At 64.8% G+C, this 13,173-nt stretch carries 11 protein-coding genes; 6 read left to right on the forward strand and 5 right to left on the reverse strand.

Annotated elements, in window-relative coordinates:
* The first annotated feature begins 7 nt into the window (after positions 1 to 7).
* Entirely contained in the window at positions 8 to 463 is a 456-nt protein-coding gene (locus tag G6N15_RS08855) for an SRPBCC family protein (protein ID WP_083086879.1), read from the forward strand.
* Between the two features lie 22 nt (positions 464 to 485).
* Here the strand turns inward: G6N15_RS08855 and G6N15_RS08860 are convergent, their stop codons facing one another.
* The 5 genes from G6N15_RS08860 to G6N15_RS08880 form a co-directional block, all read right to left on the reverse strand.
* Entirely contained in the window at positions 486 to 1,967 is a 1,482-nt protein-coding gene (locus tag G6N15_RS08860) for an AMP-binding protein (protein ID WP_083086878.1), read from the reverse strand.
* The gene (locus tag G6N15_RS08865; protein ID WP_179961796.1) at positions 1,952 to 2,734 is read right to left on the reverse strand and encodes an SDR family NAD(P)-dependent oxidoreductase; all 783 of its coding nucleotides are present in this window, start codon (positions 2,732 to 2,734) and stop codon (positions 1,952 to 1,954) included. The genes G6N15_RS08860 and G6N15_RS08865 overlap by 16 nt, the downstream gene beginning before the upstream one ends.
* Positions 2,727 to 4,334: an AMP-binding protein gene (locus tag G6N15_RS08870; RefSeq protein ID WP_083086877.1), complete on the reverse strand. Its 1,608-nt coding sequence runs from the start codon at positions 4,332 to 4,334 to the stop codon at positions 2,727 to 2,729. Before G6N15_RS08870 ends, G6N15_RS08865 begins: the two co-directional genes overlap by 8 nt.
* Positions 4,335 to 4,441: 107 nt before the next feature.
* On the reverse strand, positions 4,442 to 5,182 hold the full coding sequence (locus tag G6N15_RS08875) for a GntR family transcriptional regulator (protein WP_083086876.1): 741 nt from the start codon (positions 5,180 to 5,182) through the stop codon (positions 4,442 to 4,444).
* Positions 5,175 to 6,785, reverse strand: coding sequence for a Vgb family protein (locus tag G6N15_RS08880; RefSeq protein WP_083086875.1), 1,611 nt, complete (start codon positions 6,783 to 6,785; stop codon positions 5,175 to 5,177). Before G6N15_RS08880 ends, G6N15_RS08875 begins: the two co-directional genes overlap by 8 nt.
* Positions 6,786 to 6,970: 185 nt before the next feature.
* Between G6N15_RS08880 and G6N15_RS08885 the strand changes: the two genes are divergently transcribed.
* Genes G6N15_RS08885 through G6N15_RS08905 form a run of 5 tightly spaced genes read left to right on the forward strand, consistent with a single transcriptional unit; the run spans position 6,971 to position 13,172 of the window.
* Positions 6,971 to 7,822: an SDR family NAD(P)-dependent oxidoreductase gene (locus G6N15_RS08885; protein WP_083086874.1), complete on the forward strand. Its 852-nt coding sequence runs from the start codon at positions 6,971 to 6,973 to the stop codon at positions 7,820 to 7,822.
* Positions 7,822 to 9,192 carry an aromatic ring-hydroxylating oxygenase subunit alpha gene (locus G6N15_RS08890; RefSeq protein ID WP_083086873.1) on the forward strand — a complete coding sequence of 457 codons (1,371 nt, stop codon included), beginning with the start codon at positions 7,822 to 7,824 and terminating at the stop codon, positions 9,190 to 9,192. Before G6N15_RS08885 ends, G6N15_RS08890 begins: the two co-directional genes overlap by 1 nt.
* 2 nt (positions 9,193 to 9,194) lie before the next feature.
* Complete coding sequence (locus G6N15_RS08895; protein WP_139797762.1) at positions 9,195 to 11,027, forward strand: flavin-containing monooxygenase; 1,833 nt, start codon at positions 9,195 to 9,197, stop codon at positions 11,025 to 11,027.
* Positions 11,027 to 11,950: an SDR family NAD(P)-dependent oxidoreductase gene (locus tag G6N15_RS08900; RefSeq protein WP_083086916.1), complete on the forward strand. Its 924-nt coding sequence runs from the start codon at positions 11,027 to 11,029 to the stop codon at positions 11,948 to 11,950. Before G6N15_RS08895 ends, G6N15_RS08900 begins: the two co-directional genes overlap by 1 nt.
* A 13-nt stretch (positions 11,951 to 11,963) precedes the next feature.
* Positions 11,964 to 13,172, forward strand: coding sequence for a CaiB/BaiF CoA transferase family protein (locus tag G6N15_RS08905; RefSeq protein WP_179961820.1), 1,209 nt, complete (start codon positions 11,964 to 11,966; stop codon positions 13,170 to 13,172).
* The last annotated feature ends 1 nt before the right edge of the window (position 13,173 follow it).

A 13,173-nucleotide genomic window follows, 5' to 3' on the forward strand; every position in this document is an offset into this window, starting at 1 on the left:
ATCTCTAGTGAGCTGGTGGACCGCGCAGGCCGAACGGACATTCACCGAAACGGTACCGGCCGCGCCCGAGCAGGTCCGTACGTTCTATGTCAACTTGGAGAACATGAAGCTGGTGCACCCGTTGGTCGTCGCAGTGCGGTCGACATCGCGGCGGAACACCGGCGATGGGTATATCCAAAGCTATCGGGTAACAGACCGGATCCGATTCGGGCCACTCGGTATTCGCATCAACTACCGCGCACGGCTCCAGGTTCCGGTGCACGGCGATGTGATCACGGAGGCCCGCCAGTTCCCCGGTGTCCGGCTACGCGGCGCAGTGACATTCGAGCCGATTCAGGTCGGCACCCGGATCATCGAGCGAATCCACATCTCAGCGCCCCGACCGCTGGCGGCAGTGACGATCCGCCAGGCAGCCAACGCACACATCGCGATGTTGGCAGGCATTCGACACCGTTTCGAGTGACTGTCCGTCCGGCGACGACCCGTCATGCCAACTGCTGCCGCAGTTCGCGCTTGAGTACCTTGCCGTAACTGTTCTTCGGCAACCGGTCGACGAAGACGTAACGCTTCGGGCGTTTGAAGCGGGCGATGCGTTGAAGTAGATGCGCACCGAGTTCATCGGCATCGACCGCGCCGACGATGAACGCGACCACCACCTCACCCCACTCCGCGTCCGGTGCGCCGACAACGCAAGCCTCCGACACACCGGGATGCTCGAGCAGCGCCTCCTCGACCTCTCGCGGATAGACGTTGCTGCCGCCACTGATCACGACGTCCTTCGAGCGGTCGCGCAGCGTCAGGTAGCCGCGCACATCGAAGGAGCCCATATCGCCGGTGCGCAGCCACCCGTTCTGCAGTGCCTCGCGGGTGGCGACCGGATCGTTCCAGTAGCCACACATGACGACGTCACTGCGACAGACGATCTCACCGACCTCGTCGACTGCTGCCGGTGTGCCGTCCCCGCGTAGCACTGCGACCTCTACACCGGATCGGGGGTAGCCGACCGAGCCCAGCACCGCGTCGTCGGCCGCTTCGTGGTCCACGCGGGGTAGGCCGGTGATGGTCATCGGCGATTCACCCTGGCCGTAGATCTGCGCGAAGATCGGGCCAAATGCTGCCAGCGCTTTCTTCATGCTCTCGACATACATCGGCCCCCCGCCGTAGATGATTGTCCCCAATTGCCGCGGCCGGGCCCGGCCGGTCTCGACCAAGCGCTGCACCATCGTCGGGGCGAGAAAAGCGCTGCAACCCGGATGGAACTCGCACAGCTCGAGGAATTCGTCTGCGTCAAAGCCGCTGCCGGCGGGCAACACTTGGCGGGCGCCGCGCAATACATAGGCGGGGATGTAGAGCCCAGAACCGTGCGACATCGGCGCGGCGTGCACCAGGCTGCAGCCTTGGTCGGGTCCATCGATGTCGGCGAGATGGGCGAGCGTCATCGCGATCAGGTTGCGATGGGTCAGCATGGCGCCCTTCGCCCGGCCGGTCGTCCCGCTGGTGTAGAAGAGCCATGCCAGCGTCGCCGGATCCGTGCACGGCGCTGGAACCGGGTCCGCGGTGAGCCGCTGCAAATACTCTTGGCTGCCAAGAGCTTCGATCGGAACGGTGGTGAGTGAGCCAAGATCGCTCGCGATCGTCGCGGAGGCGAAAACCTGAGATGCCCCGGCATCGTCGAGGATCTGCGCTGTTTCTCGCGGATGCAGCTTGTAATTGACTGGAACAGCCACACACTCGGCCGCCCAGACACCGAAGAGCAGTTCAACGATCTCAGGACGGTTCTCACTGGCGATCGCGATCCGGGCTCCCGCTGGGCAATGTCGTCGCAGAGAACCCGCAAGGCGCAGGGCACGCTCCCGCAGTTCTCGCCAGCTGCAGACGAGGCCCTGACCGTGGTACACCGCCCCACGGTCAGGGAAGCGCATCGCTGCCTGATTCAGCAGCGCGAACAGGTTCACCGCGCCGTCCACTGCGACGTCAGCGCGAAGTCCGAGAGGTATTTCGTGGAACTCCAGCCACCGTCGACGACGATCGTCTGCCCATTGACGAAACTGCCGCCCGGCGAGCACAAGAACGCCACGGCGCCTGCGACGTCGTCGACGGTGCCCAACCGCTGGTGCGGCGTCATCTCGATGTTCATCCGGCGAAACCGCTCGTCCTGCAATCGATTTTCGGTCATCGGAGTCTGGATGACGCCGGGAGCCACAGCGTTGCACCGTATTCCCTGCGACCCGTATTGACAGGCGATGTGGGTGGTCAGTGCCGTAAGCCCGCCCTTGGCAGCGGAATAGGCACCGCCACGAAGTCCGCCCACCACCGCGAACGTGGATGTCATGTTGACGATGGCCGAACCGGGCCGCATGTGCGGCAGCACTTCGCGCGCCAGCCGGAACGGTGCGCGCAGCATCAAAGCCAGGAAGTAGTCCAATGATTCGTCGTCGGTCTCATGCAACGGCTTGGGACTACCAACACCGGCGTTGTTGATCAGGAAGTCGACATGACCCCACCGCCCGACGGCGGCCTCGACAATCCGGCGGGGCGCGTCGTCATCGGTCAAGTCGACGGGGAGTGTGGTAACTCGGTCGGGCTCACCGATCGCTTGCTCGAGTTCGTCGAGTCTGCCCGCGTCGCGTCCCGTTCCCAGGATCGCCATGCCCATCTCGGCTAGCTTTGTCGCGCAACCAAATCCGATGGCACCGCTTGCGCCGGTGACGATCGCTACCTGCATCTCATCCATCCGTATTCGTGAGTGCCTCTTTGATTCGATGCTTCAGCACCTTGCCCGCGTCGTTCTTCGGCAGCGAATCGCAGATAACCACCTGCTCCGGCGCCTTGAACGTCGCCACTCCACGCTCCTGCAGAAAACTGCGCAGGCCGACCACGTCAGGCCCGGGTGCGGCGGTGGGCACGATTGCGGCGCAGGCCCGCTCGCCGGTGTGGGCGTCCGGCAGGCCAACGATGGCGATTTCGGCGATACCGGGGTGGCCGACGAGGATGTCCTCGATTTCTTTGGGCGAGATGTTTTCGCCGTTGCGGATGATGACGTCCTTGGCCCGGCCGGTGACGACAAGGTATTCGCCGTCGACCCAGCAGCCCAGATCGCCGGTGCGCAAATAGCCGTCGGCGTCGAACGAATCCGTCTCGTCTTCCGAATGCAGATATCCGAGCAGCATCTGCGGCCCGCGGACAAGAATTTCGCCGCCGACAGCAGCGGCTTCGTGAGCCAGCTTGACCTCGGCCAAGCCTGGGCGGCCGTCGGTGTCGGCGGCGTGGTCAACGTCGTCCGGCGACCCGATTGTGGTGATCGGGACTTCTGTGGAGCCATAAACCCGGGTAACGGTAGCGCGCTCGAAATAGCCTGCCGCCCGCCGGATCAGCGACGGCGGCACCGACGCACCGCCGCACACGAATACCTTCAGTTCGGGCAGCCGAGTGCCGGCGCGCTGCGCGGCGGTGAGCATCTGCTGCAAGAACGGGGTAGCACCAGCGATGTGCGTACAGCGCTCGGATTGCATCAGCCGCACCGCCTCGTCGGCGTTCCAGCGATCCATCAGCACCGCCGTGGTGCCTAGCAGCAGCGGGCACTCGAAAGCATAAATGGAGCCGCCGATGTGCGCGATCGGCGACGCAACCAGGAACCGGTCGCCCTGGTCGACCAGCCAGGGGTCGCGAATCTGGCAGATCAGCGCATGTATCGAATTATGGCTGTGCAAAACACCTTTCGGGCGACCCGCGGTGCCAGACGTGTACAGGATCATGCGTACCGCATCGGGCTCCAGTACCGGCAGCTCGGCTGCCGTAGACGGTCGGTCGAGCAGCGACGTAAACGACGTGTGCCGGTCGTGCTCGCCCCGAACGACGACGACATGGGGAGGCGACGCCAGCTGTGCGCTCACCCGCGTCAGCATCGACGCGAAGTCGTAGCCGCCGAAGCGGAACGGCACGAACACCATTCGCGCGTCGACGTCCTCCAATATGAAACGCAGCTCGCGGTCGCGCAGCGACGGAAGAATGGGATTGACCACCATTCCCGCCAACGTCGCCGCCAGGTAGATGACGGTGGCTTCATGCCAGTTCGGCAGCATGAACGACACCACGTTGCCCACCGGCATCCGGTCCAACAACGCGTGTGCCAAGCTCGTCGCCTGCTGGTAGAGCGTGCGGCAGTCCAGGCGGACGTCGCCGTCGACCACCAGCACCCGCTGCGGAGAATCCTGCGCCGCTTCTTGCAACGCGTCGGCCAGGGTGTGACGCACCCACACGCCGCGAGCATATGCGTCGGATGCGATTTCCTCGTCCCAGCGGACCGACCGTCCGCCGATTAGCCGTCTAGCCACATCCCACCGTGACAACGTGGATCGAGCTGCCCGAGTGTGCGGTTTCGTACGCGACACGCCGCTGGGGGCGTCCAGATCCGCACACTCGCGGACACCGCCGGCTCACCCTAACCCCGCACCCGTCGCATCGTCATCGCATGACGAAACCGCGATCCTGGATGGGTATTGATCGTCACCTGGGCGACCTCTCCATCGGACGTGGTGTATCTGCGGTGGATTTCCAAGGCCGGGGTTCCCGCCTCCACCTTGAGCGCGGTCGCCAGTTCCGGCCCGATCGACACCGCGGCGATCTCCTGGTCGACCTCCACGATGCTCAACCCGAACAGGTCCTCGATCAACGGGAAGATTGGCCCGGTGTGGCGTTGCAGCAGTCGGCCCACCGCGGCGAACGCCCGGTTGATGTAGTACTCCGTGCGGCAGAGCGGAATCTCCGCACCGTCGGTCTGCCGAAAGCCTTGGACGCTCAACCATTCTTCACCGCGGGCAAGGCCGGTCCGTTCGGCCAGCTCCGCGTCGATCGTCACCATCTTCACCGATTCGATCGCAAAACGGGCGCCGGTGGCGAAGGCTAGCAGGTCGTTGATCGACACGACGTCCTGCACGTAGGAGTCGGCAGACGCGCGGGGCACCACGAGGGTGCCGGTTCGCGGTCGCGACGACACCAAGTTGTCGTCACGCAGCCGTCGCAGCGCCTCCCGCACTGTGTAGCGGCTGACCGAAAACCGCTGAGACAGCTCATGTTCGGTGGGAAGTTGCGATCCGACCGGGTATACACCGTCCACGATCTCTTTGCGCAGCGTTCGCGCCACCTGCAGATAGCGGTGGTCGGCCGGTCGAGTATCAGGCATGACGATCGCCTTCCCGCCGAAACGCAAGCACACTGCCCTCGCCGTCGGCCGACACGTACAGCGTGCCGTCCGGCCCGGCCGCGATGCCGGCGAACGGCCCTTGCGGCCCGGAGAACGGCGGCATGCCGCGCAGCGGCTTGGGCACGACGCCGGGCGGGGCCCCGACCGGTAGCTCGGACGCAATGGTGTGCCTGACGCCGGTGTCAAGATCCACGGCGAGCAGCTCCTTGGCATCGGCATCGACGACGTACAGCTGCCCATCGCGCACCAGGACCCCCTGCGGGCGGCGCAAACCGTCCAGCACAGACTCGGTGCCGCCGTGGCTGACGGTGACCACCCGCCCAGCACCTGATTCGGAGACCAGGCAACGGCCGTCGGCAGCGATCGCCACCCCGACCGGTTCGCGCAAACCGTGGGCGAGCACCTCGACGTGCCCGTCGCGGACGCACAGCACTCGACCGGTTCCCAGTTCCGCGACCACGGCTGCACCATCGGGGGCGAGCGCAACGCCGTACAGCTGATCGAAACCGTCTGCGAGAACGTCGCTTTCGCTATCAGCAGGTCGGTATCGCGACACCTGCCCGCCGGACGTGGTGACCACGAACTCGCCCGCACCCGCGGGGGTAATCCCGCGTAAAAAGCCCGGATAGCCCGGCGTGAACAGCATCCCAAGCGTCTGCAACCCCCCGTCGGGAACCAGGGCGTAGAAGAAGGTCCCGTCGGCGACATAGAGATTGCCGTCATCGCCGACTGCCAGGCCCAGCGGCCAGTTCAAGCCGCCCGGCAACACGGTGTGGGTTGCTCCGCCGTCGCGGATTTCAGTGATCTGCCCGGTGAAATTCGAGACGAACAACCGATCGCCCACGAACGTCAAGTTGTCCAATCCAGGACTCAGTTGAGCCAGCACGCGGCGCTCGCCGGTGCGGGGATCGATACGCAGCACCTGTCCGCTGGCCACCTGGGTCGAGACGATCCGGCCCGCGGAATCGAACTTGACCGCATCGGGGACACCAAGCTCGGAGGCCACCCGTTGCGGCTGCCCGCCATCGGGATCTATCCGCCAGATCTCGTTGGCGCCCATCACCGGGAAGTACAGCAGGCCGTCCGGACCGACCTCCATGGCATTGGGCGACGGCACATCCTCCAGCAGCACCCGCGGTGCACCGCCGCTGCGATCCAGCTCCAGAAGACGCCCACCTTCCCGGCATTCACCGATGAACAACCGGCCTTGGTGGACGGTGATGCCGTTGGCACACGGGACGTCGTCGCGCAGCACCCGAGTACGGCCGTCGGTCCCGCGCACGCTGACCCGCCCGTCCATCACCTCGGTGGCATAGAGGTTGCCGCGCGGGTCGAACGCCACGTCGTCGGGGGCGATGATGTCGCCGCCTTTGACGCTGACGGTGTCCAGCTCGCCGGTTTCGATGTCAAGCGCGCTGATCTGGCTGCCAGTCACCTGAGCGATGTAGATACGCCCGTCCGGGCCGGTGCGCAGGCCGTTGGCGCCGAACAGTCGGCTCGGCTCCGTGAGCCGGGTCAAGCTCCAGCCTTCTGCCACGACGGGCGAACCCGGCACCGGGTAACGGCTCTGCTGCGACAACATCCTCGGCGACCTCCGCGATACTCCCGCCCAGCATATTCGTCCAGACAATACCCGCGGAGCCTTCTAGCGGTAGTCCTTGACGGCGGACCGCATGCGGAGAATCATGTTCTCAATTGCGTATATAAGGCTATCTTGTCCGGACAATTAGCAGCCGGACCGTTCGGCGCGGGTGGAAGCGGGTATTGGTGGCGGCAGACGACCTCCTGAGTCTCGAGGGCCGCATCGTCGTGGTGTCGGGTGCCGCGGGGGGCGGCATCGGCACCACCGTGACGAGGATGCTCGCCCAGGCGGGAGCGACGGTGATCGCGGTGAGCCGGTGTCGAGACAACCTCGACCGGCACATTGGGCCGCTTACGGCACAGGGCTTGCCGATCGTGTCGGTCGCGGCCGACGCATCCACCGACGAGGGTGTGGCAGCCACCGTGGACGCGGCGCGACGTACCGAAGGCGCTTTGCACGGGCTCGTCAACGTCGCGGGCGGTGCGGCACCGACCACCTGGATGCCGGCCACGCGGGTAACCCGATCGGATTGGCAGCAGCTGTTCCGAGACAATCTCGAAACGACGTTCTTCATGAGCCAGGCGATCGCCGCCGAGCTGAAGGCGCAGAAACGCCAAGGCTCGATCGTGTCGATCTCCTCGATCAGCGGCATGAATACCGCGCCGTTCCACATCGCCTACGGCACCGCAAAAGCGGCGATCGTCGCGATGACCCGCACGATGGCGGTCGAACTGGCCCTGGACGGCATCCGGGTCAACGCCGTGGCTCCGGGGGTCACCGAAACACCGGCTTCCGGCACGTATGTCGACGACGACCCGGAGCGGGACCGTCGCGCCATCGCAATGGGACGACGGGGCCGCCCGGACGAAATCGCCGGCGCCATCCTGTTTTTGATCTCGGATCTCTCCAGCTATATCACCGGCCAGACGCTGCTGGTCGACGGCGGGCTCGACCTCAAGTGGACCCATCTGGACGCCGACAACACGTCGCTGTTTCTCAAGGACGAGTCGTTCCGAGCGGCGCTAAGGAGCATGTGATGACTGACACCGAAGTCCAAGCAGCCGAAGAGCTTTCCGCGCCGGTGACGATCGGCGTCGATGCCTACCTGTCCGAGGAGTATGCGCGCGCCGAGCGCGACAAACTGTGGCGCAAGGTATGGCAGCAGGTCGGGCGGGTCGAAGATCTCCCCACAGTCGGCAGCTACCTGACCTACGACATTCTCGACGATTCCATCGTGGTCGTGCGCACGGGGCCCGACACGTTCAAGGCCCACCACAACGTCTGCATGCACCGTGCCCGCCGACTGGTCGACACCCCGGAGGGGGCCAAAAACGCGTGTGGCCGCAAGAAGTCGTTCGTCTGCGGATTCCACGGCTGGACATACGACCTGGACGGCAGCTGTATCCATGTGCCCGAGAAGCAGGACTGGCAGGGTGCGCTGACACCGCAGAACACCCATCTGGCGCCGGTCAACGTCGACACCTGGGGCGGCTGGGTGTGGATCAACATGGACCCCGACTGCGAGCCGCTGCGGGACTATCTCGAACCCGCCGCCACCATGCTCGACCCGTTCCAGCTGGACAAGATGCGGTGTAAATGGCGCAAATGGCTGCATTTCCAATGCAATTGGAAAGTCGCAATGGAGGCCTTCAACGAGACCTACCATGTCGCGACGACACATCCGCAGTTCAACAAGTTCGGCACCTTTCGCGGCTGGGCCAAGGCGCACGGCCGGCACAGCAACATCGGTTACGACGCGCCGAAGGACCTGGAGAAGACCAAATCCAAGATCCGGCTCGGCACCGGCGCCGACCCGCGCATCTCCACTGCGGAAATGCAGGTCTACACCTTGGAGGAAACCAACGCCACCACCACCAAGACGCTGGCCGACGCGGCGCGCCGACTGGTCGACGAACTACCCGAAGGCACCCCGGCCGACCAGGTGCTCGAGCACTGGCTGTCGTCGGCTCGCCGCGACGACGCAGCCCGCGGCGTGATCTGGCCGACCATCGATCCCGAACACCTCGCCAAGAGTGGGACCGCATGGCAGATTTTTCCGAACTTCCAGATCGGGCAGGGCTTGACCACCGCCCTGTGCTACAGCGCCCGCCCGTACGGCTACGACCCGAATATGTGCCTCTTCGAGGCATCCTGCTACGAGCTCTACCCGGAAGGCCAAGAGCCTCATCCAGAGTGGGAGTATCTTCCGCCCGATGACCCCAACTGGCGGACGGTGTTTCCGCAGGACTTCTCCAACATGGCCGCAGTGCAGCAAGGCATGAAATCACTTGGCTTCACAGGCACAAAACCCAACCCCTACATGGAACGCAGCACCGCCAACCTGCACCGCAACCTCGCCGAGTACATGGGTACCGGCGCACCGCGCGAACTGGGTAACGAAAGCTGACTATGGACTGCCCACCGACGCAGACTCCCGACGACATCGACATCGACGCGCTGCGGGAAAAATACCGGCACGAGCGCGACAAGCGGCTGCGCGCCGAAGGCTCCAAGCAATACGTCGAACTGACCGGGGAATTCGCCGACTTCTACGAAACCGACCCGCACACACCGTTCGTCCCCCGGGAGCCGATCTCGGCGGATATCGACGTTGCCGTGCTCGGCGGCGGCTTCGCCGGACTACTGTGCGCCGCGCACCTGAAACGAGCCGGCGTCGACGACGTCCGGATCATCGAGCTGGGCGGCGACTTCGGCGGCGTCTGGTACTGGAACCGCTTCCCAGGAATCCAGTGCGACAACGAGTCCTATTGCTACGTTCCGCTGCTCGAAGAGCTCAACTACATCCCCTCGAAGAAATTCGCGGACGGCACCGAGATCTACGAGCATTGCCGCAGAATCGGAAAGCACTACGGCCTCTACGATGCCGCGATCTTCTCCACCCTGGTTCGCGAACTGCACTGGGACGACGAGATCAAACGCTGGCGGATCGGTACCAAGCGCGACGACGACATCCGCGCCCGCTTCGTCGTCATGGCGTCGGGCAACTTCCACCGGCCGAAGCTGCCGGGCATCCCCGGAATCAAGGACTTCAAGGGACACAGCTTTCACTCGTCGCGGTGGGACTACGACTACACCGGCGGCGACGCCACCGGCGGGCTGGACAAGCTGCACGACAAGCGGGTCGCGATCGTCGGCACCGGCGCCACCGCCATCCAGGTAATCCCGTTCCTGGGCCGCTACACCAAGCACCTCTACGTCTTTCAGCGCACACCCTCAACCGTCGACGAGCGCAACAACATCCCAACCGATCCGGCGTGGGTGGCGTCGTTGCAGCCCGGATGGCAGAAGGAGCGGCAACGCAACTTCCATGCCTGGACCTTCGAAGGTGGCGCACCCGGCCAGCCCGACCTCGTCTGCGACTTCTGGACCGAACTCGGACGCAACACCGCCGCAAGGATTCTCGCGCTGGAAAACCCGGCCACAGTCACCCCCGAGCAATTCATGGCGATACGGGAAGAAGAAGACTACAAGGTGATGGAGCGGCTGCGCCGCCGCATCGAGGCCGTCGTCGAAGACAAGCAAACCGCCGAGATGCTCAAACCCTACTACCGGTTCCTGTGCAAGCGGCCCTGCTCCAACGACGACTACCTGCCGACCTTCAACCGACCGAACGTCACGCTGGTCGATGTCTCGGCATCAAAAGGCGTCGAAAAGGCCACCGAAAAGGGCTTGGTGGCCAACGGTATCGAATACGAAGTCGACTGCATTATCTACGCGAGCGGTTTCGAGATCACCACCGACATCAGCCGCCGCTACAGCATCGAGACGATCGAAGGCCGCGACGGCGTATCGCTGTTCGACTACTGGCGCGACGGTTTCCGTACCTTGCACGGCATGACCAGCCGCGGCTTTCCCAACCAGTTCTACACCGGCTTCACCCAAGTCGGTGTGTCGGCGAACATCAGCGCCAACTACGAGCTGCAAGGCGAACACATCGCCTACATCATCGCGCAGACCATGGCGCGCGGCGCGACGACCGTCGAACCCACCCAAGAGGCCCAGGACCAGTGGTGCCGGACCATCCGCGAGACCGCCGTCGACAACAGCCAATTCGAAATGGAGTGCACTCCGGGCTATTACAACAACGAGGGCGGCGGAGGCGGCGAGGGGATCCGCTCGCATCTCGGGGAACCGTATGGTCCTGGGTTCTACGCGTTCGGTGACCTGTTGGCCGAGTGGCGCGCAAAGGGCGACCTCGACGGCCTCATCCTCGGCGCATGATGGCTGAACTCAAGTTCGACGATCGGGTAGCCGTCATAACCGGGGCGGGCCGCGGACTTGGCCGTGCCTACGCGCTGTTGCTGGCGTCGAAAGGAGCCAAAGTCGTTGTCAACGACATCGGCGCCAGCCTGACGGGGAACGGTGTCGACGCCGGACCCGCGCAAGCTGTTGTGGACGAGATCAGGGCAGCCGGCGGGGAAGCGGTCGCGTGCACGGAAACCGTTGCGACACCGGACGGCGGCAAGGCGATCATTGAGGCGGCTCTCGATCACTACGGACGTATCGACATCCTCATCCACAATGCAGGCAACGTCCGTCGGGCGTCGTTGAAAGCGATGAGCTCCGACGATTTCGATGCGGTCATCGATGTTCATCTGCGGGGCGCCTTCCATGTGGTGCGGCCCGCGTTCCCGTTGATGTGCGCCACGCACTACGGCCGCATCGTCTTGACGTCGTCGATCGGCGGGCTCTACGGCAACCACGGCGTTGCGAACTACGCCGCCGCCAAGGCCGGCGTTATCGGGTTGTCCAATGTCATCGCGCTGGAGGGCGCCGCCGAGGGTGTGCAGTGCAACGTCATCGTGCCGGCGGCAGAGTCGCGGATGGCCGAAGGCATTGACACGTCGGCCTACCCGCCGTGGGGCCCGGAGCTGGTGGCGCCGGTGGTGGGCTGGCTGGCCCACGAATCCTGTTCGATCACCGGCGAAATTTTGATTGCCCTCGCCGGGCGGGTGGCCAAAGCCGTTGTTGCCGAGAGCCCTGGCGTGTATCGCCCGTCATGGTCGGTTGAGCAAGTTGGCGAAGACATCGACGCGATCCGCGACATGACGTCGCCGATGGTGTTTCCGGCCGTTCCCGACGGTCACGTCGAGCACATCCGCTACAGCTTCGAGATGGCCCGGGCCGAGGCCCGCTATGGCTAGCGCGACCGGGCCGCTGGCCGGAGTGCGGGTGCTCGATCTGACCGCGATGGTGATGGGCCCCTACTGCACCCAGATCATGGCCGACATGGGCGCTGACGTGATCAAAGTCGAGCCGCCGGAGGGCGATACGACCCGCTACATTTCGGTCGGACCGGTGCCCGGGATGAGCGGTGTCTTCGTCAACGTCAACCGCGGCAAGCGCAGCGTCGTCTTGGATCTGCAGACCGAAGCCGGCAAGACCGCGCTGCGGGCGCTGATCGAAACCGCGGACGTGTTCATCCATTCGATGCGCGCCAAGGCGATCGCTCGGCTCGGATTCAGTTATGACGAGGTCGTCGCCGTCAACCCGGCCATCATCTACACCAACTGCTACGGCTACGGCCGGCGCGGGCCCGACCGCGACCTGCCCGCCTATGACGACACCATCCAGGCCGAATGCGGGTTGCCCGCTGTCCAAAAGCAATTGACCGGCGAGGCAAGCTATGTCGGCACGATCATGGCCGACAAAGTGGCCGGCCTGACGGCGCTCTACGCCACCATGATGGCGCTGTTTCACCGCGAACGAACCGGCCAAGGGCAAGAGGTCGAGGTCAGCATGTTCGAGACCTTGGCCTCGTTCATGCTCGTCGAGCACGCCAACGGCGCCATCTTCGATCCGCCGCTCGGGCCCGCCGGCTACCCTCGAGCCTTGGCACCCAACCGGCGGCCCTACCGCACCAGCGACGGCTATATCGCCGCGCTGATCTACACCGACAAACATTGGGCCGCTTTCATCGACGCCGTGCGGCCCGCCTGGGCCAGCGACCAGTACGCGACACTCGAGCAGCGAGCACGCCAGATCGACTCCGTTTACGCCTTGGTGGCCGAGACAATGCAGGAGCGGACCACCGAGGAGTGGTTGAAGCTGTTCCGCGAGCTGGAGATACCTGCTGCGCCGATCCGCACACCGGGTGCACTGTTCGACAACCCGCAACTCAACGCTGTCGGGTTGTTCGAGACCGTCGACACCCCGCACGGTCGGATGCGCTTTCCCGGTGTGCCGACGTGGTTTTCGCGCACACCGGGCCGCGTCGCCGGCCCGGCACCGGAGCTGGGTGCAGACACCAGCGCGGTGCTCGACGAAGTTGGCCTGGCACCAGTTAGCGCGAGCAGACGCAAAAGCACCGGACACGCCGACGGAAAAGAGGCTTTTGCGTCTGCTCGCCCACGAAAGGAGACGTGAC

This window comes from Mycobacterium noviomagense (assembly GCF_010731635.1).
GTDB lineage: Bacteria > Actinomycetota > Actinomycetes > Mycobacteriales > Mycobacteriaceae > Mycobacterium > Mycobacterium noviomagense.